This window comes from Natrononativus sp. DTA114 (assembly GCF_059736515.1).
In genome coordinates this window covers 949159-974224 of sequence record NZ_JCASSN010000003.1, presented here as the reverse complement: position 1 = coordinate 974224, position 25066 = coordinate 949159, and the positions used below count along the sequence as shown (strand labels likewise).

Here is a 25066-nt window from a genome sequence, read left to right as displayed (position 1 = left end):
TCCGAACCGCCGGCGATGTCTCGAACTCACGCGAACTGGAAGGAGCGTTCACGCGAACCCGACAGTCAGGTTCGACGAGGGGAACGCGACGAAACTGTCGCAGCGACGTACCGTTTCGCCCCAGCGACAGGGGCCTCTTACCGGGAACGGTACGCCGGGGTCCCGCCGTCGTGAAGCTCCCTGGAGGCGGTTCCCACGGCTTCCTGCAGCGACTCGTGGTACGCGAGCAGCCGCTCGCGCAGTTCGTCGTGCTGGCGCGCGAGAATCTGGGCCGCAGAGAGCGCCGCGTTGAACGACTTCCCGGCGTCGACGGCCACGAGTGGCGCGCCGGCGGGCATCCCGATGACGCTGTCGACGGATTTTTCCTGGACGGGAACGCCGATCACGGGCAGGGGATAGGCGATCGAGGCGGTCATGTTCGGCAGGTCGGCCGATTTCCCGCCGGCGCCGGCGATGATGACCTCGAGGCCGCGCTCCTCGGCCGTCTCGGCGTAGGCGGTCATCAGCGCCGGCGTCCGGTGGGCGGATGTGACGTACGTCTCGAAGGTAAACCGCGACTCGGGCGGAGTCTCGAAGTCCGTCTGTTCTTCGAAGCCGAGTTCGTCGACGAACGCGTCGTAGGCGCCGGGGCGGGAGCCGCCGGTCATCATGGTCTCGAGGTCCGAGTCGCTCCCCATGACGATACCCACGTCGGGCGTTTCGGCCGCCGGCAGGTCGCGCTCGGCTTCCGCGCGAAGCCGTTCGATCAGGTCGGTTACCGAATCCGCGGTCATACCGCCGGCTTGCGCGGCGAGCGCAAAGAATGGGTCGGGTTCACCGATCCTCACTCCCGCTCGACGCCGGTGAACTCAAAGCGCGCGCCGCCAGCGTCACTTTCGGCGAGCGAAACCGTCCAGCCGTGGGCCGTCGCGATTCCCTCGACGATCGAAAGACCGAGGCCGGTTCCCTGCTCGTTCGATGTCGTTCCGGGCTCGAACGCCGACTCGCGCAGCTCTCGGGGCACGCCGGGACCGTCGTCTTCGACGTAGAACCCGGAGACGTCGGCGTTGTCGATTGGAGCGATGCGGATCACGGGCGCTTCGCCCGCGTGATCGACGGCGTTACGAAACAAGTTCTCGAGCGCCTGTCGCAGTCGGTCGGGGTCTGCGACGAGCGGCCGGTCGGTTACCTCGAGCGTCGCCCCGCCGGTGTCGACGGTGCTCCAGGCGCTGCGGGCGACGGACTCGAGGGACGTTTGCTCGAGCGCGCCGACGTCTCGTCCCTCCTGGGCGAGCCACAGCAGGTCGTCGATGATCGTCTGCATGCGGTCGTGAGCGTCGGCAACGTGCTCGAACCCCTCGAGATCAACGTCGTCGTCGACCGCCGACTCCGCGGCGTCGCGTACCAAGTTCAGCTGGAGCTGGGCCACCGTCAGCGGGTTCCGGAGATCGTGGCTGACGACGCCGGTGAGCCGCTCGAGGCGCTCAGTCTTGCGACGAAGCCGCTCTCTGGCGCGCCGCTCCTCGAGTTCGTAACTCGCCCAGCGGGTGAGCAGTTCGACGGCGGTCCGCTCGGCTCCGGTGAACGGCTCCGTTTGCGGGTCGGTGTCGGCGAAACAGAGAGTGCCGTACAGCTCCCCGTCGGCGGTCACCCGACCGCCGATGTAGCACCCGAGGTCGAACGTCTCGTAGGCAGGGTCCCCTTCCCAGCCGGCCCCGAGGGCATCGTGGACGCCGAGGAGTCCGTCAGTTTCGATCGTCTTCCGACAGTAGGCCTCTGAGAGGGGGCACCGAGACCCGTTCTGCAGCAGGTCGTGGTCACCGACGGCCACGTCAACCGTCTGGACGCCGTCCGCGATCCGGGTTAGAAAACCCAGATCGACGCCAAGGTACTCGGTGCCCAGCGAGAGCAGCCGCTCGAGCTTCTCTTCGAAGGCGAGGTCGGTGTCGGAGCTCACCTCGTACAGCGAGCCGTAGAACTCGGCCCACGAACGGCTGCCCCGCCTGCTCGGTTGCGACTCGCTATCGGCCTGTCGGAAGGCTTCAACGGCCCTGTTCACCCGCGTCGCAAGGAGGTCTGGGCGGCGCCGGATCGTCTCCGTCCCGAGATACTCCGTCACCCCCGCCTCGAGCGCTCGCGCCTCGAGATCGTGGTCCCCGGCCGCCCCGACGACGATGGTGGGAACCGTCGGAGCGACCCGCCGAATCGCGTCGATCGCCTCGAGCGGCTCGTCGGTCGTCCCCTCGCCGGAGCAGACGACGCAGTCGACATCGCTCACGCGCTCGAGTGCGGCCTCGAGATCTCTCGTCACGAAAATCGAAAGCTCGCGGGAATCGAACGCGGTCGCGTCTTTCCCGGCGAGCGCACCGCCCGGCGCGAGACAGAGCGCGCGAACAGGCACGTCGCCGGCACGCTCCCTGTATGATCCACTCACTCGTTTCACACCCCGAACCGACGAGCCAAAATAGTTGTTGTATTGGCAGCTGCCACCGCTACTCGAACGTCACCGCCTTCCGGAGGTTCCGCGCCTTCTCGAGGAGCTCGTCCCCCTCGGTTACCCCGTCGCTCGAAACCGTCACGTGTCCTAGCTTCCGGAGCGGCCGCGCCTCGCGCTTGCCGTACCAGTGGAGGTGCGCGCCGTCGGTCTCGAGAATTCGGTCGACTCCCCGAAGCGCCGCGGGCCGGTTCTCCTCGACGTCGCCGAGCAGGTTCGTCGACACCGTCGGCCCCCGCAACGCGGTCGAGCCGAGTGGCCACCCGAGGACGGCGCGAGCGTGCTGTTCGAACTGCGAACACTGCGCGCCCTCGATCGTCCAGTGACCCGAGTTGTGCGGGCGCGGGGCGATCTCGTTGACGAGGATCCGCTCCCTGTCCTCTCGCGGGCGCTGCCCGCTCGAGCGTTCCGAGGCACTACGCGCCTCGCGCGTTTCGAACAGCTCGATCCCGTAGACTCCCCGTCCCTTCATCAACTCGAGGACGTCGGTCGCGACCTCGCGAGCGCGTTCCTCGACGGCGGGACTCGAGCGCGCCGGAACGATCGTCTCCCGCAGGATCTCCGCTTCGTGGACGTTCTCCCCCACCGGGAACGTCGCCGTCTCGCCCTCGCCCTTGACCGCGATCACCGACACCTCGCGCTCGAACTCGACGAACGCCTCGACCATCGCGGGGCCGGCGACTGCCTCGAGGGCCTCCGTTGCATCCGACTTCGACTCGACGGGGACGTTCCCCCGCCCGTCGTAGCCGCCGGTCCGGGCCTTGAGCATCACCGGCGCCCCGTAGTCGTCGATCGCCTCGCGGACGTCGTCGGCGTCCTCGACCGCCCTGAAGGGGGGAACCGGAATCCCCGCGTCCTCGAGGGCTTCCTTCTGAACCAGCTTGTCGTGGATCAGCCGCAGCGTCTCCGGCCTGGGGTGAACCGGCGTCCCGGAGCGCTCGCTCACCCGCTCGAGTAAGTCCTGGTCCGCAAGTTCGATCTCGAAGGTGAGCACGTCAGCCCGCGCGGCGAGTTCGCGGATACCCGCCTCGTCGTCGAAGTCGCCGACGATCTGATCGCGGGCGACCGGCGCGGCCGGGCAGTCGGGCGTCGGATCGAGAACCACGACCTCGACCCCCAGCGGCGCGGCCGCCTCTGAGAGCATTCGTCCGAGCTGTCCCCCGCCGACGACGCCGAGCGTCGGCCCCGGCGTCCGTAGCGTCGTCATTGGATCGTGGTTCTCATCGGCCGCGCTTAAAATCGCCGGATCGGGTTCCGAGTGGGTGCCGGACGGTCGGCGGTCCGAGCGGTCTCTGCCGCTGAATTACCGGTCCGCGTACTGCTCGCTCGTCGGCGAGTCTCCCCACGTGCAGACATACAGCGTCACCCGCGAGAAACTACATCATTTGTCGGGTGGGAGTCGGCGGTATGGGCGATTCCACCGAGCGTAGCCACGGAACCGAGCACAGCCACGACCATCACCACGGACACGACCACCCGGACGTCGGCGGACCCGGCTATCCGACGCCGGCGGCCATGCGAACGGAGTCCGACCGCGAGCGCATCGCCTACGTGATGGGGCCTCGAGTCGGGATGGAGACTGAGGGCAACGACTTCGTCGCTGTCGTCGACGTCGATCCCGATTCGGACACCTACTGCGAGTTTATCGACAGCGTCGAGATGCCCAATCGGGGCGACGAACTCCACCACTTCGGCTGGAACGCCTGTTCGTCGTCGTGTCACGACGAGGCGCTCTCCCGGCAGTACCTCGTCGTCCCCGGCCAGCGCTCCTCGCGCATCCACATCATCGACGCCGAAGAGCCCCGGGAACCCGAACTGGTTCGGGTCATCGAACCCGAGGAGGTCTTCGCCCACGACCTCTCCGCGCCGCACACGGTCCACTGCGTCCCCGGCGGCAAGATCGTCGTGAGCATGCTCGGCAACGCCGACGGCGAACTCCCCGGGGGGTTCCTCCAGATCGACCAGGACGACTTCAGCATCGACGGCCGCTGGGAGCACGACCGCGGCGAGATGGAGATGAACTACGACTACTGGTACCAGCCGCGACACGACGTCATGGTCTCGAGCGAGTGGGCCGCTCCCTCCACCTACTACCCCGGCTTCGACCTCGAGGACGTCGAGGCCGGCAAGTACGGCAGCGCGATCCACATCTGGGACTGGGAGAGCCGCGAGCACGTCCAGACGCTCGAACTCGGCGAGGCCGGACTGATCCCCCTCGAGGTCCGAATGAGTCATAACCCCGAGGAACCCCAGGGGTACGTCGGCGCGGCGCTCGCCTCGAACATCATCCGGTTCTACGAGGAAAGCGACGGCACCTGGGACTGGGACGTCGTCATCGACGAGGAGCCCCGGGAGCACGAGGACTGGGATATGCCGGTCCCGCCGTTGATCACCGACACCCTGCTCTCGCTCGACGACCAGTACCTGTTCTTCTCGAACTGGCTCCACGGCGACGTCCGCATGTACGACGTCAGCGACGCGGCGAACCCCCGTCTCGTCGACCAGGTGTGGGCCGGCGGCCTCTTCGGCGACCGCCAGGACATCCAGGGGACGCCGATTCGCGGGGCGCCGCAGATGATTCAGCTCTCCCGGGACGGCCGCCGGCTCTACTGGACGACGTCGCTGTTTTCCTCCTGGGACAACCAGTTCTACCCCGAGATCGCCGCGGAGGGCTCGCTGATGCTGAAAGCCGACGTCTATCCCGACGAGGGCCGGATGGAACTGGACGAGGAGTTCCTGATCGACTTCGGCGACGCTCCCGGCGGCGCCGCCCGCGCCCACGAGATCCGCTGGCCCGGCGGGGACTGCACCAGCGACGTCTGGCAGTGAGCCGATGGTGAATCCGGACGCCGACGGCGACTCGAGACGCCGCGCTCGAGTCGGCCACCGCGTCGAACTCGTCCGCAGTGATGGCTGCGAGGAAACCGTTCACGTCGAGCCTGGCGATTCGGTCGTCGACGCCGCGACCGCCGCGGGCGTCGACCTCCCGTACGGCTGTCTTTACGGTGCCTGTGGGACGTGTACGGCGATGGTGCTCGAGGGGGAGCTAGCGTACCTCGAGCCCCCTCGAGCGCTGAAAGCGGCGGCCCGCGACGAGGGGTACGTCCTCGCCTGTATCGCCACGCCGGTGTCGGACTGCCGACTCCGCGTCGGCCACGAACTCCAGGCCGAAGTCGTCGGGACGCCCTGGCAGTAGGTCGATCCGACGGTGTTGAAACAGTCGTAAAGCGAGAGAACGGTCGTAATCGAGACACTGCGCGCACCATGGAGCGAACCGCCCGTTGTTCGCTACCTCTCTGCGACGACGACGTAGGATTCCATCGGCGAGACGACTCCCTCGGCGTCAGTGTAGGCGTGCAACGCATCTTCGACGTCCCGAACCAGTTCGTCCCGCACCGCTCGCTCGACGGCTGCGACTGATTCGGCTAGCGGCGAGCTGGCGGCCTCGCGGCGAACGAACTCCTCGACCGACGGATAGCGCACGGAACCGATTTCGATGGTGACCGAGACGTCGTCGAACCCCGCATCCTCGACGAACGTTCGAAGGGTATCTGCATCCCATGCGGGGAACGGTGAGCGCATCGTTTCCCCGGCATCGTCACCAATATGCTGCTCTACGGCGTCGGCCAACACGACGTACCCGGGCTGGTAGTCGAGCGGGCGCCAGACGCTCAGCGCCAGGCGTCCACCCGGTGTGAGAACCCGGCGCATCTCTCCGACTGCCGCGACAGGATCGTCGAAGAACTGGAGAGCTTGTTGACAGTAGACGACGTCGAACTGCTCTTCGGCGAACGGGAGATCGGTCGCGTCGCCCTGTCGCCACTCGATCGAGGGGTGGATGTCGACAGCGGTTTCCTCCGCCACCGCAAGCATTCCCTCGTTGATGTCGAGCCCTACGACGGAGCCACCGGTACCGCTCCGGGTCGCAGCACGCCGCGCCACGATACCGGTCCCGCAGGCAACGTCCAGGACTCGATCTCCCTCCTGGACGTTACTCGTCTCGACGAGTCGGTCAGCCCACGACTCGAAAATCGGGGGTACCAGATACCGTTCGTAGGCCTCGGAAGCGTTCTGTTCGACCTGCCAGCCGGTCGATCGACGTGCATGATCACTCATGGGTCTTACCACGAAGGCAGCTACGCCGCGAGCAAACGTATAAATGTCCAGTGAAATATTTCACGCCGTGAAAGCGTGCCCGTCGAGGAAGATGCCAGCCCGAGGCGTAGATTACCGAAGCGATTCGACCGACAGGAGGTCGTCGCCGTCCTCGAGCGGTCGGGCCTCCTCTCGGAACCGTTCGTAGGAGGACTCCGCCCACGTACGCACCTCGTCGCTTCCGGTGTCAACGAGCGACTGTAAGGTTCCCACCTCCGGATCGTAACAGCAGATGCTAACCCGGTCGTCGAACAGACAAATCCCACACCGGTCGTCGAGTGGAAGCTCATCGTGTAGCAAGACGGCGTAGTTAGCTCGTGTCGCCGCCTCGAGGACTGTTTCTTCGTCCCACGAGAGCAGTTCCTCGAAAACGACGGGCGGATAGATGTATTCACACTCCAGGCCATCCAGGGCACGGGCGAAAAACGGTTCCAGGTTCCCCGACTTGAGCAGAGCCATGCCGAATCCGCGCATCGTTCTCGTCGTCGTGATGAGTTGAGTAAGACGTTCGACGGGCCTGTAGGGATAGCCGGACCCTGGTTTGGAAACCACCACGTCGGTGATCGACTCGAGGCCGAAGTCGCCGATCTCGTGTGGCAGCCACGGCCAGACCTCGCGGAGTCGCCGCTGAGAGGCCATCGCTTCGCGAAACTTCGTAAACTGATCGACGACGAACTCACCCAGCCCGGTCAGCCGGTACGTCTGTCCCTCCCGTTCGATCCAGTGGCGGTCCTGGAAGTCGGCGAGGATTCGGCCCATGGTCGGGGAGGACGCCCCCGTCGCGGAACGCAACTCGTGACGGTCACCCGGGCCGTTGGCCAGTGCAGTAAGCACGGCGACGCGGTGGTCCGACGCGACGAGAAATTCGATATCGTCGGGTATCGTATCCATGGTATTGGTATGTGTTGACATGCATTAATCGTACGGGCGAGACTTTCGCCGAAGAGTCACCCTCCGGAAAACGATTACCGCGCCGGACGTTTCGGCCGGTTGAAATAGCCCTCCGGTGGGTGCGATGTGACCTCTAGAACGCTACGGCCCGCGACCCTCGCCCATAGCGATGACTCGCTCGTATGAGCGGGGCGAGCAATCTGCTCACCAAAGTTCGCAGATAACAGGTGCGAGAGCGAACTCTCACATGTTCTGGGCTCGATAAACTCGCCCAGAACTACGAAGTGCTCGCTGCCGCTCCCACTTCGAGCGATGTGCTCACAAATGTTCGCACATAGCAGATGCGAGAACAGGTTCTCGCATGTTCCGTGCTCGATAAATCTCGCACGGAACGGTACCTCTTTGACCCAGCCACACCACCGCTCGAGCATGCCCACGCTCGGACTGGTGGTCGCGGAGTTCAACCGCCCGATCACCGAGCAGATGGAAGAGGCCGCCCTCGAGGTCGCCGAAAACGCCGGCGCAGAGGTCCACGAAACCGTTCGCGTCCCCGGCGTCTACGACGCGCCGCTGGCCGCCGACCGACTGGCCCGCCGCGAGGAAGTCGACGCCGTCGCCGCCCTCGGCGCGGTGATCACCGGCGACACCGACCACGACCAGGTGATCACCGACGCCGCCGCCGGGCGGCTGTCGGACGTGAGTATCGAGCGCGATACCCCGGTGACCCTCGGCGTCACCGGCCCGGGAATGTCCGTCGCGGAGGCCCGAGAACGCGTCGACAACGCCGGCAAGGCGGTCGAGGGCGCGCTGAGTCTCGTCGAGTCGCTCCCTGAGCCCTGATCGAAACCTACCAGACAATGACTATGGAATTCACCGATCGGCTGACCCGAGTCGAACCGTCCGCAACGCTCGCGATTTCGGCGCTCGCGACCGAACTCGAGAACGACGGCGCCGACGTCGTCGACCTCTCCGTCGGCGAGCCCGACTTCCCGACGCCGGAGAACGTCGTCCGGGCCGGCAAGGACGCGATGGACGCCGGCCACACCGGCTACACGACCTCCGCGGGAATTCTCGAGCTTCGCGAGGCAATCTCGAAAAAACTCGCGGCTGACGGCCTCGACCACGGTCCCGAAGAGATCATCGTCACGCCCGGCGCGAAGCAGGCACTGTACGAGATCGTCCAGGCCCTCGTGCAGGAAGGAGACGAAGTAGCGCTGCTCGACCCCGCCTGGGTGTCCTACGAGGCGATGGTGAAGATGGCCGGGGGCTCGCTCTCTCGTGTCGACCTCTCGCCGCACGACTTCCGGCTCGAGCCCGCCCTCGACGACCTCGCCGACGCCGTTTCCGACGAGACGACGCTGCTGATCGTCAACTCTCCGTCGAACCCGACGGGTGCGGTGTACTCCGACGCGGCGCTCGAGGGCGTCCGCGACCTGGCCGTCGAGCACGACTTCACCGTGATCTCCGACGAGATTTACAACGAGATCACCTACGACGTCGAGCCGACGAGCCTCGGAACGCTCGAGGGGATGGCAGAGCGCACCGTTACCGTCAACGGCTTCTCGAAGGCCTACTCGATGACCGGCTGGCGGCTCGGCTACGTCGCCGGCCCCGAGGCGCTGGTCGAGCAGGCCGGCAAACTCCACAGTCACTCGGTCTCTTCTGCCGTAAACTTCGTCCAGCACGCCGGAATCGAGGCGCTCGAGAACACCGACGACGCGGTCGCGGAGATGGTCTCTGCGTTCGAAGAGCGGCGCGACCTCGTCGTCGACCTGCTCGCCGAGGAGGGCGTCGACGTCGCGGTTCCCGACGGCGCGTTCTACATGATGCTTCCGACGAGCGAGGCGCCACGCGCCTCGGAGACGGGCGGCGACGAGCCGCGAGTAGACGACCAGGAGTGGTGCGAAGGAGCGCTCGAGGACGCCCACGTCGCCACGGTACCGGGAAGCGCCTTCGGTACCCCCGGCTACGCGCGGATCTCCTACGCTGCGAGCGAGGAGCGGTTACGAGAGGGGATCGAGCGGCTGGCCGGCGAAGGCTACCTGTAGTCGGCCAGTAGCCTCGAGTTCTCTGCCAGTCGAAACCGGCAGTTCTGAGCTTCGACGGATGAGTTTAACCCTCGCCCGAGAGAGGGGGAGCTATGGACGGGAACGACCGGGCCATCACGCGCTTTACGATGGTCGGTCACGCGACGTTCCACGGCTACGAGATGACGATTCCGCTGTTCGTCGTCGTCTGGCTCGCGACCTTCGGGGTCTCCCCCGCGCTCATCGGGACGGTCGTGGCCGTCGGCTACGGCCTGATCGGCGTCGGGGCGGTGCCGAGTGGCATCCTCTCCGATAGCTACGGCTCGCGGACGCTCGTCACCGGTTCGATCCTGGGGATGGGCGGCGGCTTCCTCCTTCTGAGTCTCGCGACGACCGTCTGGCTGGTGGCTGCCGCGCTGATCGTCTGGGGCGCGGCCGCCAGCGTCTACCACCCGGCGGCGCTCTCCTTGCTCACCCGCGGCACCGACCGCACCGGAACGGCCCTCGCCTACCACGGCGCCGCCGGCAACGTCGGTACCGCGCTCGGCCCGTTCGTCGCCGCGATCATGCTCACCGTCCTCGAGTGGCGCCTCGTCGCCGCCCTCCTCGCGATTCCGGCGGTCGCCGCGGCCGCTTACGCCTGGGTCGCCTCCTTCGATGAGACCGCGGGCGTCGACAGCGACGCCGCGGGCGACGGCGAGGGAACGATCGCTGCCGACGGCGGACTGTCCGCACTCGAGTTTCTCTCCCGGTCCAAACTGCTGTTCGCGAGCGGCTTCGCCGTCGTCTTCGCCGTTGCGATGTTCGGCGGGATCTACTACCGGGGGATCTTCACCTTCCTACCCGACGTGCTCGCCCAACTCAGCGTCTTCGGCACCGTCGAACTCGGCGGCGAGTCGTTCGACTCGAGCCAGTACCTCTACGCCGGCCTGTTGATGATCGGCGCGGTCGGCCAGCTCATCGGCGGAAAACTCAGCGACCGCACCAGTCCGGAGTACGCGATCATCGGGGCGTTCGCCGTGCTGGTGGCCGTCTCGCTGTCGTTCGTCCCGGCGGCGGCGCTCGGTACCGGCCCGTTCCTGCTCGCCTGCGCCGCTCTCGGATTTTCGGTCTTCCTCTACGCACCCATCGTCCAGGCGCTCGTCGGCAAAACCGCCCCGGCGGACGTTCACGGTCTCTCCTTCGGCTACGTCTACCTGGGCGTGTTCGGCGTCGGTGCCGCGGGCGCATCCGTTGCTGGGATCGTCCTCACCTATGGCAACATCGAACACGTCTTCGTCGTTCTCGCGGCGTTCCCCGCGGCGGCGATCCTGTTAGCGGGGTATCTGGCGGTTCGGTCCGGGCGGTAGCGGGTATGGACCGATAGGAACATGTCACACTGGCTGAAAGAACGCGTCGATGAACGCACAGACGCTGACGAACTGTCTGCTGATCGTGAGCGTCTTCCAGCTCTCAGTGGTCGTGTTTTCGGTCGCAGGCGCGAACCTGGCCGACACCACCTCGCTGTACTGGCTGATCGTCGCCTTCGGACCACTGGTGATCGTTCCGCTGCTGGCTATGTTCCACTTCGCTCACCCTCGAGAAACGCGACACGAAACGTACGTCGATCGGTGAGAAACTCAGCAGCGCCGCTCGAGGATCCGCTCCACGATCAGCCTCGTAGAAAGCAGTTCGTCCTCGTAACGGGGCTCTCGGCCCGACGCCCGCTTGACCTCGCAGTCGACGCCGCGCCGGGCGAGTTCGGCCTCGATCGCCGAATCGTCGTGGTGCTGGTCGTGGCCCAGCGCGATCACGTCGGGATCGATCTCCTCGATCGGGACGAAGATATCCTCCTCGTGGCCCAGCATCGCCTCGTCGACGCACTCGAGGGCGGCGACGACGTCCCGGCGCTGTTCGCCACAGCAGATCGGGGCCGCCTTGTGATCGACATTGGTTCGCCGGGCGACGATGACGTACAGTTCGTCGCCCATCGCCGCAGCCTCCTCGAGGTAGTGGACGTGGCCCGGGTGGAGGATGTCGAACGTTCCCTGTGCGATTACCGTCGTCATACGGTCTGCCTCGTCGCGCTCATGGTGGTTTCGAACGTCTCGCAGCCGCGGCCGTCTCCGTCCCGTGTCGTCATCGTTGCTCGCCTCGTCATCGCCGCCCCCGTCGCAGGTCGTCGTCGATGTCGGCTTGCGTAAAATCGAAGAACTCCTCGGTGTCGGGGAGGTCGACGTCGAGAACGTCAAGACTCGTCAGGTGTCCCTCGGAGTCGAACGCTTTCCAGTCGTTCCAGCCGTAGGGCGCGCCGATGATGATGTGAACGCTCCCGCGGCCGAAGGTTCCCAGGTCGGCGGCGCTCGGGCTGATCACGCCGTTCGGGTGCGAGTGGACGCTCCCCAGCGCCCGCACGTCGTTCGGAATTTGGCTCGTTCGTACCGTCGCGCTCACGCTGTTCGCCTCGGTCCCGGGGACCACGAGCACGTCCGTGATGACGAGCCCGTCGCGCTCGAGGCCCAACTCGTGGGCCTCGGTGCCACGGAGGAATCCCATATACTCGTTCGGGTGGCTCGCCTCGGAGGACTCGAGGGCGAACTCGAGGGTGTCCCCGGCGATACCGAGGATCTCGCTCGAGCGAAACAGCGAGTCGAACAGCCCCATACCCTCCCGTGCGGGCTTGCCGTTGCTAAACGTTCCGGAAGGGCGCGGTGATCACGTCTTGACAAGGGTTATAGGCCACCACCCCAAAGAACGGTTCGAGATGACACGTGAGCCCGCCGGCGACGCCGGCGCGGACGACGGGGATTCCGTCGTCTACGATCTTGCTTCCGACTGTACGGCAGACGACCTCGAAACCGACCGCCCCTATCTCGCCGAGATCAACGGGATCGTCGAGTACGGCGTGTTCGTCGACCTCTCCGACGACGTTTCCGGTCTCGTCCACGAGTCCGTTCTCGAGGGTACGTTCCGCGTCGGCGAGGAACTCGTCGTCGAACTCGAGGCCGTCCGCGACAATGGCGACCTGGCGTTCGAACCCGTCGACGTCGAGGAGTACGAACTCGAGGACGTCACCCACGAGTACGCCCTGACCGGCACCGACCGTCTCGAGGCCAACGTGGGCGAGCAGATCCACCTCGAGGGCGAGGTCGTCCAGGTCAAACAGACCGGCGGTCCGACGATATTCCACGTCGCAGACGAGGACGGCGTCGTCCCCTGTGCGGCGTTCGAGGAGGCGGGCGTCCGCGCCTATCCCGCCGTCGAGGTCGGCGACATCGTCCGCGTCACCGGCACACCCGAGCGCCGCGAGGGCACCGTCCAGATCGAAGTCGACGGCCTCTCGGAACTCGACGGCGAGACGGAGACCGAGGCCCGCGAGCGGCTCGAGGCCGCCCTCGAGGAGCGCGCCCAGCCCCACGACGTCGAGCCGCTGATCGACTGGCCCGCCTTCGAAAAGCTCCGACCGAACTTAGAGGAGGTCGCTACCCTCCTCCGGCGAACCGTTCTCGAGGGGCGTCCAATTCGCGTCCGCCACCACGCCGACGGCGACGGGATGTGCGCCGCGGTGCCGGTCCAGCTGGCCCTCGAGCGCTTCACCGCCGAGGTCCACGAGGACGACAACGCCCCCCGCCACCTCATCAAGCGCCTGCCCGCGAAGGCGCCGTTCTACGAGATGGAAGACGCCACGCGGGACCTGAACTTCGCGCTCGAGGACCGGGAGAAACACGGCCAGCAGCTCCCGCTCTTGCTCATGCTCGACAACGGCTCGACTGCGGAGGACGTCCCCGCCTACGAGACGCTGGCTCACTACGACATCCCCATCGTCGCCGTCGACCACCACCACCCCGACCCCGACGCCGTCGAGGACCTGCTCGACGCCCACGTCAACCCGTACCTCCACGACGAGGACTACCGGATCACCACGGGGATGCTCTGTGTGGAACTCGCGCGGATGATTTACCCCGACCTCGGCGAGGAGCTCCGGCACATTCCCGCCGTCGCCGGCCTCGCAGACCGCTCGAAGGCCGACGCGATGAGCCAGTACCTCGAGCTCGCCGCCGAGGAGGGCTACGACGAGGAGCGCCTCCAGAACGTCAGCGAGGCGCTGGACTACGCGGCCCACTGGCTGCGCTACAACTCCGGCGACCAGCTGATCCAGGACCTCCTCGAACTCGGCGACGTCGACGAGGACCACCACCGAGAGCTGGTTTCGTTCTTCGCGGACCGCGCCCGCGCGGACGTCGACGACCAGCTCGAGGCGGCGATGGCCCACGTCGAACACGAACGCCTCGACAGCGACGCCCACCTCTACCGGATCGACGTCGAGAATCACGCCCACCGATTCACCTACCCCGCACCGGGGAAGACCACAGGCGAGATCCACGACCGCAAGATCCAGGAAACCGGCGACCCCGTGATCACCGTGGGCTACGGCCCTGACTTCGCCGTGCTCCGGAGCGACGGGGTTCGACTCGACATCCCGCGAATGGTCTCGGAACTCGAGGAAGAGATCCCCGGCGGCGGCGTCTCCGGCGGCGGTCACCTCGTCGTCGGCTCGATCAAGTTCGTCAAAGGAAAGCGCGAAGAGGTAATCGACGCCTTAGTCGAGAAGATGGCGGCGGCCGATCTCGACGAGGAACTGTCGAGTGCGACCCCGCTCGAGAACTGACGCCGAAGCGAACGTGTTTTCGTCCGACGTAGCCCGCCCCGAGCAACGCGAGTACCACGAACCCGAGTAGTTCGATCGGAACCCACCACGACCCGCCGTCCCAGTCGTCCTCGAACACCGCCGTGTAGTACGCTGCAGGCTCTTCCCCGTAGAGTGCGAGGAGGACCTCGCGGTTGTTCCCCAGCGAGTTGTCGTTCCAGTTTGCGCTACCGACGACTGCGAGTTCGTCGTCGACGACCAGCCCCTTCGCGTGGATCTTCTCGAACCGGGCGTTCGATTCGGCGAGTTCGACCTCGAGTGGGAGGTTCTCCTCGTCGGCGACCGCCTCGAGGTCGGCCGCCAGCGCCTCGTTCTCGTCTTCGACGTACCACGTCGAATCCAGCAAAATCCGTACCTCGACGCCGCGGCGGGCGGCGGCCACAGACTTCTCGAGCACCGAGACGTCGGTCGCGATCCGGGGCTGTTTGACCAGGATCGACGCCTCGGCGTCCTCGATCAACTCGCCCAGTCGACCCTCGGCGTGGTCCGGCGCGAGCAGTAGTTCGGTCCGGTCGACGGCGACGGTTTCCGGTTCGTGTTCGGTCGGAAACGCCCCCTCCGACGGCTCGTCCTCGACGAACGTCGCCTCCGCCCGGTGATCGGTCCAGGAGCGGGTGTCCCATCCGCCGAAGTCGGCCTCGAACACCGCCGCGAGATCGGCCGCGAGGTCGGGGTCCTCGAGCCTGACGCCCCAGCCCCGACTCGAGGCCCCGCCGACGCCCGACGGGCTCCAGTTCTCGGTGGTTACGAGCAGGCCGTCGTCGGCGACGGCGTACTTCGGATGGTGGTAGCGATACCGCGCACCTTCGCCGCCGAGCACACGAACATCGACGCCCGCCTCGCGAAGGTCGTCGAGGCGGTGTTTCGTCTCCGCGGGCGTGCCGCCGACCGGCCCGGCCTCGAGCAAAACCCGGACCTCGACGCCGCGGTCGGCCGCCGCTTCGAGTTCCGCAGCCACCGTTTCGGAGGTGAATGTGTACCCGGCAAGCAGGATCCGGTCGTCCGCCTCTCGGAGCATCTCGAGCGGTACGTCGGGACTGTCGGGCTGGACGAACACGTCGGCAGTGTTGGCGCTCCCCGTCGAAACCGGAAGACAGGTCGCCCCGTCGGGCCACCACTCGCCCGTCGCATCGCCGCCGTCGGTCTCCTCGCCCCGGTACCAGACGTCGGCCAGCGGCGCCCTGCCGTAGCCGACCGCGTCGACCCGCTCGCCCCCGTCGGTGATCTCGAGGCGGTCCCCGTCCGCCGACAGCCGGAGATGTCCCTCGAGTTCGAGGATCGGATCGTCCGTTAACGTCGCCGTGTACGTCGGATCCATGCTCACCGCCGTCCGGCCCGACACCGTCTCGTTCGGAAACGCAGCCGTCGTGTGACCGTCCGTAACGGTCCAGTCTCCGACGGTCGTGTTCGGCGGAGTCTCGAGAACGAAGAACTCGCCGGTGTTTCCGGGAATCGTGGGGTTCGGGTAGAGTTCGACGATCCGCGCTTCGTCGATGGAGCGGTCGGTAGAGTCGGCTGCTGCCCCTGCCGGACAGTTGGGAGTCGGTTCGCCGTGCTCGAGACCGCCGTCGACTGCCGCCACTGGCTCTGTCAGTGGGGGGAGTTCGTCGGTGCCGTCGACCGGACTCGTGCCGTGGCCTGCGACCGCCGGAGAGAGGGGAGTACAGAGCAGACAGCAGAGAGCGAGGACGACCCCGACGCGCATGCCCGGGCCTGGCCGCGCGATGGTATTTAAAAAGTGGGTTGTCGGTGGTCAGCGGATTCAGACGGCGTGTTCGAAGTCCGCCTTCTCGGCTTCGGCCTGGACGAGGTACGCCCGGTCGTCGGCGTACTCGCTGAGGGAGCCGAGGGCGTCTTCGGTACCGATCTGGTTGAGCGCCCAGGCGGCGCTCGCCCGGACGGTGTTCTCGTCGTCGTCGGCCAGCACGTCCGCGAGCGGATCGATCGCGCGGGTGTCGCCGATCAGACCGAGGGCGCGGGCGGCCGCGCTGCGGACTTCCGCGTTCTCCGTGACGAGTTTGTTCGCGATGGGCTGAACGGCGTCCGTCGCGCCCATCTCGCCGAGGGCCTTGAACGTCGCCTTCTGGAGCAGGGGATCCTTGTCGGCGTCGACGTAGTCGAGTAAGGTTTCGATCGCGTCCTCGTTCGGCTCGCCGATCTTGCCGAGGATCGCGATGGCGTCCTTGTCGCGCTTGCCCGCCCGCCCGAGCATCGGTTCGGTGGCCTCGACGGCACCCATCCGGGTGAGCGCCTCGAGGGCGTGTTCCTCCATGAAGTCCGAATCGAACGTCTCGAGGGCGAGCAACACCATCTCGACGTTGCCGCGCTTCTCGTGGACCTTGAGCGCGTGCCACTCCGGCGGGTAATCCTTGACGTGATCCAGCACGTCGTAGTAGCCCTGCGCGCGGAGCTGTTCGCGCACGGAGAGGTCGTCCCAGGTCTGGGCGTCGTCGACCGCGTCGGTCAGCGTTCCGGCGGCCTCGAGCAGCGCGGCGATCGTCTCGGCATCGTCGTCGGGATCGAGACCCGCCTTCTCGATCTCCGCGCCGGCGTTCTCGAGGGTCGCCGTAAGCCGTGCCTGGACGTCCTCGCCCTGGTCGGCGAGTGTGATCGATGCGTCGAGAACCTCGTTGACGTCCTCGACGAACGTCTCGACGGCCGCGAGCAGTTCGGTTTCGCCCTGCTCGGTCCAGCGGGTGTCGGCGATCTCGTCGATCGCGTCGTCGATCTCGCTCACGACGTCCTCGGCGTAGGGGCCGCGCGAGTCCTCGAGCGTCGTCTCGAGGTCCTCGAGTTCTGCCTCGAAGTCGCCGGCTGGATCCTCGTCGTCATCGTCTTCGGGTTCGGGGAACGCCGCGCCCTCGAAGTCGGTTCTGAGCGCGCCGAGTTCGGCCTCGATCGCGTCGAGATCGGACTCGGTTTCGGCGCCCTCGAGGTTGGTGCCAATGCTCTCGAGGCGTTCGTTGAGTCCGTCGATGGTAACCTCTTCGGACCCCTCGACCCCCGATTCGTCCTTGGACGTCTCCGGGGCGTCCTCGTCGCTCATGGCGTCACCCGGCGGAGAGCCGCCGTTCTCGCGGCCGCGACCGCAACCGTGGCCGTCGCCGTAGCCGTGTTCATACGAACAGGTCGTGCCAGGACGCTCCTAAGCGTTTCCATACACGTCGGCGTCGACCGGCTCAGCCGGCTCTCGCCAGTAGAGCCAGGGGCTCAGCGTCATGTACGCGATTCCCAGAGTCAAAAGCGCGTACGGGAAGGTTCGCCCCGCAAATGAGGGAACGAGGATCGCGAGCGCGTGGACGACGCCCATGATGAGCGCGTCCCGGGCGAGCAGGTCGGGGTACTGGATCCGTGACACCATCAGGTAACAGAACGCCGCGGTGACCGCGAGAATCAGCCACGGGCTCGAGACGGGGTCCCCGGCGAGGATCGTCGCGCCGATAATGGTCGCGGCGAGGGTCGTCTGGATCCCTTCGGTGTAGTCGTCGGCGGTGTCGTAGGCGGTGTACATTCCCAGTCGAGCGACGGCCATCGCGACGAACAGGCCGCAGACCGCGACGACGAGGCCCAGTTCGAGGGTCACGGTCTCGAGGGAGACGCCGAGACCGTCGGAGACGACGACGAAGGCGAGCACGGCGGGTGCGATTGCGAAGGAGGCGACGTCCGCGAGCGAGTCGAGGTACGGCCCCGCCGGCGTGCCGCCGTACCGGCGGGCCAGAATCCCGTCGAGTCCGTCGGCGATCGCCGCCAGCAGGATAAGCCGCGCCGCCAGATCGATGTCGACAAAGGCGACGACGACGGCGACGAACCCGAGGGCGGCGTTGGCGATCGTCACCGCGTCGGCGACGCCGAGGCGGCCCACGAACCGGGGGAGCATACTCGCCGAATCGACGGGGGGCGACCTTACGTGTTTTCGTTTCGGCGGGCGGAAACGAGCGGCCCGGGAGCGCGATCGACTCGCGTGACCGGTGGACCGTGCTCGAGCGAACCGCGGGCGTTATATTTCGCCCGTCCCAACGCTCGCGTATGAACCGGCGCCTCTACCTCGCGACTGCCGGAAGCGCCGTCTGTGCGGGTATCGCGGGCTGTGTCGCGCTGGGTGACGCCGGCGACCGGCTCTTCGACGGCCCGGAGTACGACATCGGGATGAGCCGCAACGCGTTTCTCCCCGACGAGTACGAGGCCCGCGTCGGAGAGACCGTCGTCTGGAAGAACACGAGCGAGGCCGATCACACCGTCACCGCCCTCGAACGAACCCTCCCCGACGGCGCGGACTACTTTGCGAGCGGGGACTTCGACGACGAACAGACCGCCCGTCAGGCGTGGCACGACTCCTTTGGCGGACAGATCCGTCCCCGCGAGCGCTACGAACACACCTTCGAGGTTGCCGGCAGTTACGACTACATCTGCGAACCCCACGTCGGGGGCGGGATGGTCGGTCGGGTCCTCGTCACCGAATGATCGGAACGTCACCGACTCACGAGTAACGAATACTCGTTTTCGACCGCGGATAAAAATCGAATCTCGAGTCGCTCGAACCGCGATTAGTCGTCGGTTGCGACGTCGCCTTCGTCGACGTCGACGGCGGTCGCCTCCTCTTCGGCGACCTCCTCGGGGTGGGCCTCGAGGGTCGTCTTCTGGATCTCGACGCGGCGCAGCGGGTAGATAGTCTTGGCCTCGCCGTAGATCGCCGAGGAGAGTCGGCCCTCGACGACGCCGTCGATGAGTTCCTCGAAGGTACGGTCCTCGGCGGCCTCCTCGATCATCCGGACCATCGTCTCGCGGATGGCCTTCTCCTGGCTCGCGTCGGCCTTCTTCGTGGTGAAGGCGACGGGCTGGATCTGGACGCGGTAGTCGTCCGTCGTGAGGACGGTGACGTAGGCCTCGATCTTCGAGGCGCCGCGGCGGACGAGCGAGCGCAGGTAGTCACGGGTCAGGGAGTGTTCCTTGAACTCCGTGTACGCGGCGTCGCTGCCGACGTCGGTCACCTTGAAGGTGAGTTTGGTGTTGTTCTCGCTGGCGTTGTTCGTGAGTTCGCCGAGCGTGGTCTCGATCGTTCGATCGTAGACTTTCTCCGGTTCGTCAGCGGGGGTCTCACCGAGTTCCTGCCGGTCGAACTGCTCCGGTGCAAGGACGGTGTACCACCGCTTCTCCTGTTTCGCACGTGAAACTGATCGTTCACTCATTGTTGGGTTGATCTGTCGTGGACGCCTCGGCACTCGAGCGGTCGCGCGTCTGACTCGTGCTCTCGCACGTGTCCGCGGTCTCGTTGCCTGCGTCCGTCGCGTTGGTCGTCTGCTGTACCACTGTCGCTGCTACCTCGAGGTTCACCACGTAGTCGTCGACCGTCGAGTGGAGGCCGCCGGTCGTCTCGCGGTCGATCCGCGTCACGACCGTCCCCTCCTCGACCGTCGTCTCCATCTCGTCGGTGTTGTCCGGCGCGATCGCCGCCGCGACCGTCGCGGGGTCGGCGTGGGTCGTCCGGATCGTCGCGCGTCGACTCATCGCTGGGCGCGCACCTCCTCGATGATCGTCGACTCGTCCAGTTCCGGGCCGTACCGCAGGTAGCCGATCCTGCCGGCGGCGTCGTACTCGACGTCGTCGGCCGAACTGGTCTCCGCGAGCGCTCTCGCGATCGTCTCGAGACGCGAGTCCATCGACTGAGCCTCGAGCGAGACGAGCGCCGCCTCGCCCTCGCCGATCGCGAGGACGAACGGCTCCGGTGACCGGTAGGCGCCGGCGAGCGCGCCGACGGTTTCGACGGGGCCGTCGTCGATGCCGACGACGTACAGCCCGTCGTGTCGTGCCGTCGTCGCACCGGCCAGCGCGCCGTGAGCGCGTCGTCCGTGCGTCCGCCAGGCCTCGAGCGCAGTCTCACGGGTGTCGTGGCCCATCGCCAGGGCGACGCCGGTCGCCGGATCGGTGCGCGCGGTCGCCGCGAGCACGTCGGCGAAGCCGCCGAGGGTTTCGAACGGCGCCTCGGGCGCGGCGTACGGTCGGAGAAACCGACCGACGGACTCGGCTGCCCGCTCGGTCGCCCCGTCCGCACCGACGACGTCGAGTGCGACGATTGATCCGATCGTTCGGAACGCGTCGTCGTCGAGGGCGTCGGCTCCGGTTAGAACGGTCGACAGCACCTCCTGTACCGCGTCCGGGTCGCCCGACCACGGCGCGAGACACCGCGTCGAATGGGCGAGGCCGTCCGCCTGGTCAGCCGTTGGGACGGCGACACCGGGTCGGCGCTCGAGCAGTCCGCGCTCGCGGGCGCGGTCGACGAGCCACTCGGTTTCGCCGGCGCCGGGTTCGACGCCCGCTGCGACCGCCCCGGCCAGTGCGAGCACCGGGTCCGGGGCGGTGTCGAGTTCGCTCGCGAGGTCACAGGCCTCGAGGGTCGCGGGTCGGTCCCGCCCCTCGAGCGTGGGCACGTCGGCGTCGACCGCGCCGACCACGACGGTCGGCTCGTCCGGCCCGCCCTCGTCCGCTGTCGCGCGAGCGGTTCGCTCAGCGATCGTTCTGGCGACGCTGAGCTGGAACGGCGTTTCGCGGTCCGTGAGCGCTCTCGCGAGGATCCCGCCGGCTGCGAGGGCGTCGGCGTCCGCCCGCGTGACGAGGCGGACGAAGCCGGCGCTCTCGACCGCGCGGGCGAGTTCGGCGTCGGGAGAGCGGCTCGTCGTGGACATCGAGAGGGTAGTGGTTACTCCTCGAGGAGCTGTTTCGCGACGTCGTAGGAGTAGGTGAACTCGGGGTCGAGTTCGTCGCCGCGGTAGTAGTTGACCAGGCGGCGCACCTTCGACTCGGTGTTCTGCAGGGCGCGTTTGTTCTGGAAGTCCTGGCCGTTCTCCTGGACGTGCTCGCGCAGGCGCACGGCGCGCTCCATCAGGTTCCACAGGTCCTCGGGGATCTCCGATTTCGCGTCGTTCTCTTCGAGGATCTGGGTCACTTTCTTGCCGGTCGCCAGCTTGACGTCCGGGACGGGCGTGCCGGTGACTCCCTCGTCACGCAGCTTGATCCCGATCTGGCTGGGATCGTGGCCCTGCTCTGCCAGTTCGACGACGCGCTCTTCTATCTTCTCGGCGTCGACGTCGCTCCACTCCGGTGGTTCGTCTGCCGCCGGTTTGTCCGAACCGGACGTGCCGCGGCGGCGGGTATGCATTCGTGCCATTTGTCGAGGATAGGAATCGCACTGACCGCGACGCGTGAATCCGGCTCTCGCCGGGTTGCACTTCCGCAATCCCAAGCCGTCCAACCGGACGGCGAGTCAGATTTGCGGCCGTGCGCTTCCCACCCGGCTTTATTCGCTTCGAGACTAAAGGGTTTCTACCTCGAGGCGTGTGCCCCGATAGCGCGGACTCGCGGAATTCGAGGGGTTTATCTATTCCCGACGGAAACTCCTGACTGCGAACGCGGGCTCGTAGATCAGTGGTAGATCACTCCCTTGGCATGGGAGAGGCCCCGGGTTCAAATCCCGGCGAGTCCATGTGCAAAAAAGGGTTTCAGGCCCTCTACCCTCTGAATTCTCTTCCCTCGGCGGTTTTGGATTTCACTACTCGAGTCGAGGCTGTCTCCGCAATCGTTGTGGGTCATGTTCCTGTTATAAGTCGGTGATGAAGTCGCGCCGCTGTTCCATCTTCTCGCGGTCTGTACGTCGGTCATAGTGGCGTTCGAGGATGTCGGAGGAGACGTCGCACCGATCGCTGACGATCTCCTCGGGCACGTCCTCGCGCAGCTGGAAGGTGATCGAGCCGCGCCGGATCGTGTGCGGCGAGAGGCTACTCGGACACTGCGAGTAGTGGTCGTATACTCGAGCCTCGCAACTGCGCGGGTCCCGATCGTGCGGGCACTCGCCGTAGAGGCAGGGCTGAGTCAGTCGGTAGACCTCCGACCGGATTTGGCCGGAACTCAACCGCCCTTGATCGCTCGTGACGAGCGGCTCGCGCCCGTACTTGTCGGCGACGTCGTGCCGGTGGAACCGGATGTACTCGTCGACGACGTCGCAGTAGTAGTCGTCGAGCGCGAGCGGTCGCTCGGCAGGCCCTTGATTCTTCAGTGGAGTATCCGTCTCGGGCCGATGTCGAAGCCAGACACACTGGTCGTCGGGTTCGTAGTCCTCGAGGTCGATCGCCCGAAGGCTTCCGAGCCGAATGCCAGTGTGCCAGAGCACGGCGACGATAACGTGCTCACGGCTCGCCCGCTTGTACCGCTCGAGGTAGCTGAGCAGCGCCTGTGCCCGCTCTTCGTCGAGCATCTCGTCGCGCGCTTCGTCGCCGCGGTCGACGTCGGGAAGCTTCACCCGCTCGCGCATCCCCGGTTCGACGGCGTCGATCGACGCGCAGAACTCGAGGAACACGCGCAGTGTTGCCAGCTGGCCGCGTAAGGTGACGACGTTGACGTCCTTTTGTCGCCACACGCGGTAGCGGTGGAGATCGCGCCCGGTGAGGTCGTTCAGGTTCTCGAGTCCGACCTCGTTGCACCAGTCGACGAAGGCGTTGAGTCGGTACTCGTGGTTCTGGAGCGTCTTCGCGCTCACCTCGAGTTCGCGGTGCGCGACGTAGAGGTCGACGGCCTCGCGCGGACTGATCGGCTCGAGGTCGCTCACCCTTCGACCTCCCCAAGTTCACTCTGATCGCTAGCAAGATTTCGCTGTTGAGTGTTCTTCGGTTGGATATTCCGACAGTCTTCAGCCCATTCCTCAAGACGGCGCTTAACGTGCTCAAGTTTATAGTCAAGTTCGTCGACGTTGTCGGCGCTAACTTGTGCCCGGATCTTGTCGCGGTCATCAGTTGATGTACCCCGGGTCAGTTCAGTTGTGATGGAGATTGTGTCTTCGTCACTCATGCCGCTCACCGTTATCGATGATCAGATCCTCGAGGTCGTCCTGGTCGGCGCTGTGTTCCTCGATCGCGAGTCCTTCGGTGAACGTTTCGACTTCATCACGAAACAACCGAAAGAACTCGCGGGTGCTCGATTCCGAACGTACCTGCGAGTGCTGTTTCGTGATCGAGGAAACCATCGACTCGAAGATCTGGTCCTCGTCCTCGAGGACTTCGATGCCGTCCGAGAGCCGTCGATAGGCGAGCATCTTCTGGAACCCGCGCGTGTTGACGACGGCCTCGATCTCCTCGTCGGAGAGTTCTGAAACCTCGATCATGCTTCTGGTCCTCCTGGTGTCGCTACCGTGGCTTCGCACGCCTGGGTCAGCTGCTCCAGGCGCTGCTCGAGCAGCGTACGCGCACTGGTCGTGAGCGTATACCGATTCGTCCGACCATCGATCTCGGTTCGCTCGAGCAGTCCGTACTCGATGATCGAATCGAGATTCTGGTACAGACGCCCGTGTAGAACCTCGCCGTGAGTCTCCTCGAGTTGCTCCTTGATCGCGAGCCCGTAGGATTCGACGTCTTTGGACTCGAGTTGTGCGATGGCGACCAGGACGTCACGCTGGAAGCCAGTGAGGTCCGTCCACTGAACGCCGCCGTCAGCCATCAGTCTCGGACCGGCTTCGGAGACGCTTGCCCGCTCGGTCGCACAGCCTCGGCAGAGGTAGCCATCGGGCGTGACGACTTCCTTCAGGTTGGTGCATCCCTTGGTATCACACGAGTAGACGCCGTGTCCACTCATTGTTCGTTCACCTGGCGGGTCACTTCGTGATCGTCGATCGCGGTGTTGACCGCCGCTCTCGACCGCATTCCTTCGCCGTGGATCACGTCGAGAGTGCTGATAACCTCGGTAAGAACGGCGTTCTGGTACCGCATCTCTTCGGCGATCTGCTCGAGCGCGTCCGCTTGTCGTTCCTCGGGAGTTGAGCCGCCGTCGCCGACCGGTTCGTCGCCCCGCTCGTCGAAAGCATCGGCGAGGGTTCGAATACGTCGCGGGGTGCTCGAGACGTCCTCGGGAACGCCGCCGTCGGTGGCCGCGATAGAGGTCGTCCCGCAGGTGTTGCACACCGCCGCTGTGCGAGATCGATAGTTGTCCGTCTCGATCCGGTGGTATGTTTCGTAGTCACAGGTGCCGCACCTGCGCTCCTCGTGCTCGATGTCGATGTACTTCTCCTCGTACTCGTAGACAGCCATCACGGGGCTGGCGTTCTCGAGAACGTGCTTAGGGGTCGCCTCTCGGATGTGGTCGGGCAGCTGCTTCACTTGTCCACCGTCACACCGAAGTCGGGCGCAGTCCGCGCAGACTGGCTCGCCGCGATCGGCGTCGAAGCCGTCGGCTCGAGCGCCACAGGCGCAGGTAGCGTCAGAACTATTCGTGACCAATGCCTCTTGTCGTGCGTGGGGAATAGGCCCCACAGTGGTTCCGTAGTTCATGCTTGTACGTCGGAGCCACCTTCTGGGCGGCGTGGCAGCGCCGCCCGGTCTCACATACCAACAAGAGTCATCTTCAGCCGAGTTGGTAGCTCCGTGCCACCACCTCTATTCTCTCGGAACATCAATGTTACGGAGAAATGCAAGAGTCCCATAAGACCATGAATACGATATTGCGGATCTTTAGATTCCCATGGTACGTACATGGGAGTATGCGCTACTCGGGAGACTGGATGTCACTCGTGGACGATCGTATCTTAGAGTATATCCACGAGTACGATTCAGGATCTCCAAAAAAGATGAAGGAGGAGGGTCGTATTCGGTATTCGCGTCAGCATATTGCTCGGCGTTGCCGGAAACTAGCTGATGAGGGGCTACTCACTCACCTCGGAAACGGTGTCTATGTCATCACAGATGAGGGAGAGGCGTACCTCGACGGAAAACTCGACACCGAGACATGGACCAAAATCAACGGGAATGGAAATGGGAACGGTCCGTCAGCCAGCAGTGCGTCTAACTCTACGTAGGC

General features: G+C 65.9%; 28 protein-coding genes and 1 tRNA gene. 10 read left to right on the top strand and 19 right to left on the bottom strand.

The genetic code is table 11. The features are described from left to right. Positions 1–137: 137 nt before the first annotated feature. From AC6I6S_RS15245 to AC6I6S_RS15235, 3 genes are read right to left on the bottom strand one after another with little or no spacing between them, the layout of a single operon-like run. Complete coding sequence (locus tag AC6I6S_RS15245; RefSeq protein ID WP_497951300.1) at positions 138–773, bottom strand: AIR carboxylase family protein; 636 nt, start codon at positions 771–773, stop codon at positions 138–140. 50 nt (positions 774–823) lie between these two features. Continuing rightward, positions 824–2413 carry an ATP-binding protein gene (locus AC6I6S_RS15240; protein ID WP_497951298.1) on the bottom strand — a complete coding sequence of 530 codons (1590 nt, stop codon included), beginning with the start codon at positions 2411–2413 and terminating at the stop codon, positions 824–826. Between the two features lie 58 nt (positions 2414–2471). Next, entirely contained in the window at positions 2472–3680 is a 1209-nt protein-coding gene (locus tag AC6I6S_RS15235) for a 5-(carboxyamino)imidazole ribonucleotide synthase (protein WP_497951296.1), read from the bottom strand. Between the two features lie 200 nt (positions 3681–3880). Here AC6I6S_RS15235 and AC6I6S_RS15230 point away from each other — a divergent pair, with 200 nt between their 5' ends. Together AC6I6S_RS15230 and AC6I6S_RS15225 are read left to right on the top strand one after the other, a co-directional pair. Continuing rightward, entirely contained in the window at positions 3881–5302 is a 1422-nt protein-coding gene (locus tag AC6I6S_RS15230; RefSeq protein WP_497951294.1) for a selenium-binding protein SBP56-related protein, read from the top strand. A 4-nt stretch (positions 5303–5306) separates the two neighbouring features. Then, positions 5307–5669, top strand: coding sequence for a 2Fe-2S iron-sulfur cluster-binding protein (locus tag AC6I6S_RS15225; protein WP_497951292.1), 363 nt, complete (start codon positions 5307–5309; stop codon positions 5667–5669). 92 nt (positions 5670–5761) lie between these two features. On the opposite strand, the gene AC6I6S_RS15220 is transcribed toward AC6I6S_RS15225, so the two are convergent. Continuing rightward, complete coding sequence (locus tag AC6I6S_RS15220; protein ID WP_497951290.1) at positions 5762–6589, bottom strand: methyltransferase domain-containing protein; 828 nt, start codon at positions 6587–6589, stop codon at positions 5762–5764. A 111-nt stretch (positions 6590–6700) separates the two neighbouring features. Beyond that, entirely contained in the window at positions 6701–7519 is an 819-nt protein-coding gene (locus AC6I6S_RS15215) for a helix-turn-helix transcriptional regulator (protein ID WP_497951289.1), read from the bottom strand. Positions 7520–7948: 429 nt separating this feature from the next. Here AC6I6S_RS15215 and ribH point away from each other — a divergent pair, with 429 nt between their 5' ends. From ribH to AC6I6S_RS15195, 4 genes are all read left to right on the top strand, one after another. Continuing rightward, entirely contained in the window at positions 7949–8359 is a 411-nt protein-coding gene (gene ribH / locus AC6I6S_RS15210; RefSeq protein WP_497951288.1) for a 6,7-dimethyl-8-ribityllumazine synthase, read from the top strand. Between the two features lie 17 nt (positions 8360–8376). Beyond that, entirely contained in the window at positions 8377–9567 is a 1191-nt protein-coding gene (locus tag AC6I6S_RS15205; protein ID WP_497951286.1) for a pyridoxal phosphate-dependent aminotransferase, read from the top strand. A 92-nt stretch (positions 9568–9659) separates the two neighbouring features. Further along, a complete protein-coding gene (locus tag AC6I6S_RS15200) occupies positions 9660–10895 on the top strand; it encodes an MFS transporter (protein WP_497951285.1) in 1236 nt (411 codons plus the stop codon). A gap of 49 nt (positions 10896–10944) precedes the next feature. Continuing rightward, positions 10945–11160, top strand: coding sequence for a hypothetical protein (locus AC6I6S_RS15195; protein ID WP_497951284.1), 216 nt, complete (start codon positions 10945–10947; stop codon positions 11158–11160). 5 nt (positions 11161–11165) lie between these two features. On the opposite strand, the gene AC6I6S_RS15190 is transcribed toward AC6I6S_RS15195, so the two are convergent. Further along, positions 11166–11594 carry an FAD synthase family protein gene (locus AC6I6S_RS15190; RefSeq protein ID WP_497951283.1) on the bottom strand — a complete coding sequence of 143 codons (429 nt, stop codon included), beginning with the start codon at positions 11592–11594 and terminating at the stop codon, positions 11166–11168. An 88-nt stretch (positions 11595–11682) separates the two neighbouring features. Beyond that, positions 11683–12189 carry a Mov34/MPN/PAD-1 family protein gene (locus AC6I6S_RS15185; protein ID WP_497951281.1) on the bottom strand — a complete coding sequence of 169 codons (507 nt, stop codon included), beginning with the start codon at positions 12187–12189 and terminating at the stop codon, positions 11683–11685. Between the two features lie 100 nt (positions 12190–12289). Here AC6I6S_RS15185 and han point away from each other — a divergent pair, with 100 nt between their 5' ends. Continuing rightward, on the top strand, positions 12290–14194 hold the full coding sequence (gene han / locus AC6I6S_RS15180; protein WP_497951280.1) for a Hef-associated nuclease: 1905 nt from the start codon (positions 12290–12292) through the stop codon (positions 14192–14194). Here han and AC6I6S_RS15175 read toward each other — a convergent pair. The 3 genes from AC6I6S_RS15175 to AC6I6S_RS15165 form a co-directional block, all read right to left on the bottom strand. Then, positions 14094–15938 carry a phospholipase D-like domain-containing protein gene (locus AC6I6S_RS15175; RefSeq protein WP_497951279.1) on the bottom strand — a complete coding sequence of 615 codons (1845 nt, stop codon included), beginning with the start codon at positions 15936–15938 and terminating at the stop codon, positions 14094–14096. The genes han and AC6I6S_RS15175 overlap by 101 nt on opposite strands. A 57-nt stretch (positions 15939–15995) precedes the next feature. Then, positions 15996–17279, bottom strand: coding sequence for a HEAT repeat domain-containing protein (locus AC6I6S_RS15170; RefSeq protein ID WP_497951277.1), 1284 nt, complete (start codon positions 17277–17279; stop codon positions 15996–15998). A gap of 99 nt (positions 17280–17378) precedes the next feature. Beyond that, on the bottom strand, positions 17379–18110 hold the full coding sequence (locus AC6I6S_RS15165; protein WP_497951276.1) for a protein sorting system archaetidylserine synthase: 732 nt from the start codon (positions 18108–18110) through the stop codon (positions 17379–17381). Between the two features lie 149 nt (positions 18111–18259). On the opposite strand from AC6I6S_RS15165, the gene AC6I6S_RS15160 reads away from it, so the two are divergent. After that, the gene (locus AC6I6S_RS15160) at positions 18260–18694 is read left to right on the top strand and encodes a cupredoxin domain-containing protein (RefSeq protein WP_497951274.1); all 435 of its coding nucleotides are present in this window, start codon (positions 18260–18262) and stop codon (positions 18692–18694) included. Between the two features lie 83 nt (positions 18695–18777). On the opposite strand, the gene AC6I6S_RS15155 is transcribed toward AC6I6S_RS15160, so the two are convergent. From AC6I6S_RS15155 to AC6I6S_RS15140, 4 genes are read right to left on the bottom strand one after another with little or no spacing between them, the layout of a single operon-like run. Next, complete coding sequence (locus AC6I6S_RS15155; RefSeq protein ID WP_497951273.1) at positions 18778–19419, bottom strand: 30S ribosomal protein S3ae; 642 nt, start codon at positions 19417–19419, stop codon at positions 18778–18780. Further along, positions 19412–19738, bottom strand: coding sequence for a KEOPS complex subunit Pcc1 (locus AC6I6S_RS15150; RefSeq protein ID WP_497951272.1), 327 nt, complete (start codon positions 19736–19738; stop codon positions 19412–19414). The genes AC6I6S_RS15155 and AC6I6S_RS15150 overlap by 8 nt, the downstream gene beginning before the upstream one ends. Then, positions 19735–20913 (bottom strand): exonuclease, encoded by a 1179-nt coding sequence (locus tag AC6I6S_RS15145; protein ID WP_497951271.1) that lies wholly within the window; start codon positions 20911–20913, stop codon positions 19735–19737. Before AC6I6S_RS15145 ends, AC6I6S_RS15150 begins: the two co-directional genes overlap by 4 nt. Before the next feature lie 14 nt (positions 20914–20927). Continuing rightward, on the bottom strand, positions 20928–21395 hold the full coding sequence (locus AC6I6S_RS15140; RefSeq protein ID WP_497951269.1) for a 30S ribosomal protein S15: 468 nt from the start codon (positions 21393–21395) through the stop codon (positions 20928–20930). 243 nt (positions 21396–21638) lie between these two features. Between AC6I6S_RS15140 and AC6I6S_RS15135 the strand changes: the two genes are divergently transcribed. Beyond that, a tRNA-Ala gene (locus tag AC6I6S_RS15135) sits at positions 21639–21710 on the top strand. A 114-nt stretch (positions 21711–21824) separates the two neighbouring features. Here the strand turns inward: AC6I6S_RS15135 and AC6I6S_RS15130 are convergent. The 5 genes from AC6I6S_RS15130 to AC6I6S_RS15110 are packed head-to-tail and all read right to left on the bottom strand — an operon-like array spanning position 21825 to position 24369. Beyond that, positions 21825–22829 (bottom strand): tyrosine-type recombinase/integrase, encoded by a 1005-nt coding sequence (locus AC6I6S_RS15130; protein ID WP_497951268.1) that lies wholly within the window; start codon positions 22827–22829, stop codon positions 21825–21827. Continuing rightward, entirely contained in the window at positions 22826–23068 is a 243-nt protein-coding gene (locus tag AC6I6S_RS15125; protein ID WP_497951267.1) for a DUF7389 domain-containing protein, read from the bottom strand. Before AC6I6S_RS15125 ends, AC6I6S_RS15130 begins: the two co-directional genes overlap by 4 nt. Continuing rightward, positions 23061–23381: a hypothetical protein gene (locus AC6I6S_RS15120; protein ID WP_497951265.1), complete on the bottom strand. Its 321-nt coding sequence runs from the start codon at positions 23379–23381 to the stop codon at positions 23061–23063. The genes AC6I6S_RS15125 and AC6I6S_RS15120 overlap by 8 nt, the downstream gene beginning before the upstream one ends. Next, entirely contained in the window at positions 23378–23848 is a 471-nt protein-coding gene (locus tag AC6I6S_RS15115) for a helix-turn-helix transcriptional regulator (RefSeq protein ID WP_497951264.1), read from the bottom strand. Before AC6I6S_RS15115 ends, AC6I6S_RS15120 begins: the two co-directional genes overlap by 4 nt. Beyond that, positions 23845–24369 (bottom strand): hypothetical protein, encoded by a 525-nt coding sequence (locus tag AC6I6S_RS15110; RefSeq protein ID WP_497951263.1) that lies wholly within the window; start codon positions 24367–24369, stop codon positions 23845–23847. The genes AC6I6S_RS15115 and AC6I6S_RS15110 overlap by 4 nt, the downstream gene beginning before the upstream one ends. 308 nt (positions 24370–24677) lie before the next feature. Here AC6I6S_RS15110 and AC6I6S_RS15105 point away from each other — a divergent pair, with 308 nt between their 5' ends. After that, complete coding sequence (locus AC6I6S_RS15105) at positions 24678–25064, top strand: winged helix-turn-helix domain-containing protein (RefSeq protein WP_497951262.1); 387 nt, start codon at positions 24678–24680, stop codon at positions 25062–25064. Positions 25065–25066: the final 2 nt, after the last annotated feature.

What these genes read in the sequence shown, in the direction of transcription:
- AC6I6S_RS15245 (WP_497951300.1), bottom strand. Translation starts at nt 773, where the DNA reads ATGACCGCGGATTCGGTAACCGACCTGATCGAACGGCTTCGCGCGGAA.
- AC6I6S_RS15235 (WP_497951296.1), bottom strand. Translation starts at nt 3,680, where the DNA reads ATGACGACGCTACGGACGCCGGGGCCGACGCTCGGCGTCGTCGGCGGG.
- AC6I6S_RS15230 (WP_497951294.1), top strand. Translation starts at nt 3,881, where the DNA reads ATGGGCGATTCCACCGAGCGTAGCCACGGAACCGAGCACAGCCACGAC.
- AC6I6S_RS15225 (WP_497951292.1), top strand. Translation starts at nt 5,307, where the DNA reads ATGGTGAATCCGGACGCCGACGGCGACTCGAGACGCCGCGCTCGAGTC.
- AC6I6S_RS15220 (WP_497951290.1), bottom strand. Translation starts at nt 6,589, where the DNA reads ATGAGTGATCATGCACGTCGATCGACCGGCTGGCAGGTCGAACAGAAC.
- AC6I6S_RS15215 (WP_497951289.1), bottom strand. Translation starts at nt 7,519, where the DNA reads ATGGATACGATACCCGACGATATCGAATTTCTCGTCGCGTCGGACCAC.
- ribH (WP_497951288.1), top strand. Translation starts at nt 7,949, where the DNA reads ATGCCCACGCTCGGACTGGTGGTCGCGGAGTTCAACCGCCCGATCACC.
- AC6I6S_RS15205 (WP_497951286.1), top strand. Translation starts at nt 8,377, where the DNA reads ATGACTATGGAATTCACCGATCGGCTGACCCGAGTCGAACCGTCCGCA.
- AC6I6S_RS15200 (WP_497951285.1), top strand. Translation starts at nt 9,660, where the DNA reads ATGGACGGGAACGACCGGGCCATCACGCGCTTTACGATGGTCGGTCAC.
- AC6I6S_RS15195 (WP_497951284.1), top strand. Translation starts at nt 10,945, where the DNA reads ATGAACGCACAGACGCTGACGAACTGTCTGCTGATCGTGAGCGTCTTC.
- AC6I6S_RS15190 (WP_497951283.1), bottom strand. Translation starts at nt 11,594, where the DNA reads ATGACGACGGTAATCGCACAGGGAACGTTCGACATCCTCCACCCGGGC.
- AC6I6S_RS15185 (WP_497951281.1), bottom strand. Translation starts at nt 12,189, where the DNA reads ATGGGGCTGTTCGACTCGCTGTTTCGCTCGAGCGAGATCCTCGGTATC.
- han (WP_497951280.1), top strand. Translation starts at nt 12,290, where the DNA reads ATGACACGTGAGCCCGCCGGCGACGCCGGCGCGGACGACGGGGATTCC.
- AC6I6S_RS15175 (WP_497951279.1), bottom strand. Translation starts at nt 15,938, where the DNA reads ATGCGCGTCGGGGTCGTCCTCGCTCTCTGCTGTCTGCTCTGTACTCCC.
- AC6I6S_RS15170 (WP_497951277.1), bottom strand. Translation starts at nt 17,279, where the DNA reads ATGAGCGACGAGGACGCCCCGGAGACGTCCAAGGACGAATCGGGGGTC.
- AC6I6S_RS15165 (WP_497951276.1), bottom strand. Translation starts at nt 18,110, where the DNA reads ATGCTCCCCCGGTTCGTGGGCCGCCTCGGCGTCGCCGACGCGGTGACG.
- AC6I6S_RS15160 (WP_497951274.1), top strand. Translation starts at nt 18,260, where the DNA reads ATGAACCGGCGCCTCTACCTCGCGACTGCCGGAAGCGCCGTCTGTGCG.
- AC6I6S_RS15155 (WP_497951273.1), bottom strand. Translation starts at nt 19,419, where the DNA reads ATGAGTGAACGATCAGTTTCACGTGCGAAACAGGAGAAGCGGTGGTAC.
- AC6I6S_RS15150 (WP_497951272.1), bottom strand. Translation starts at nt 19,738, where the DNA reads ATGAGTCGACGCGCGACGATCCGGACGACCCACGCCGACCCCGCGACG.
- AC6I6S_RS15145 (WP_497951271.1), bottom strand. Translation starts at nt 20,913, where the DNA reads ATGTCCACGACGAGCCGCTCTCCCGACGCCGAACTCGCCCGCGCGGTC.
- AC6I6S_RS15140 (WP_497951269.1), bottom strand. Translation starts at nt 21,395, where the DNA reads ATGGCACGAATGCATACCCGCCGCCGCGGCACGTCCGGTTCGGACAAA.
- AC6I6S_RS15125 (WP_497951267.1), bottom strand. Translation starts at nt 23,068, where the DNA reads ATGAGTGACGAAGACACAATCTCCATCACAACTGAACTGACCCGGGGT.
- AC6I6S_RS15120 (WP_497951265.1), bottom strand. Translation starts at nt 23,381, where the DNA reads ATGATCGAGGTTTCAGAACTCTCCGACGAGGAGATCGAGGCCGTCGTC.
- AC6I6S_RS15115 (WP_497951264.1), bottom strand. Translation starts at nt 23,848, where the DNA reads ATGAGTGGACACGGCGTCTACTCGTGTGATACCAAGGGATGCACCAAC.
- AC6I6S_RS15105 (WP_497951262.1), top strand. Translation starts at nt 24,678, where the DNA reads ATGCAAGAGTCCCATAAGACCATGAATACGATATTGCGGATCTTTAGA.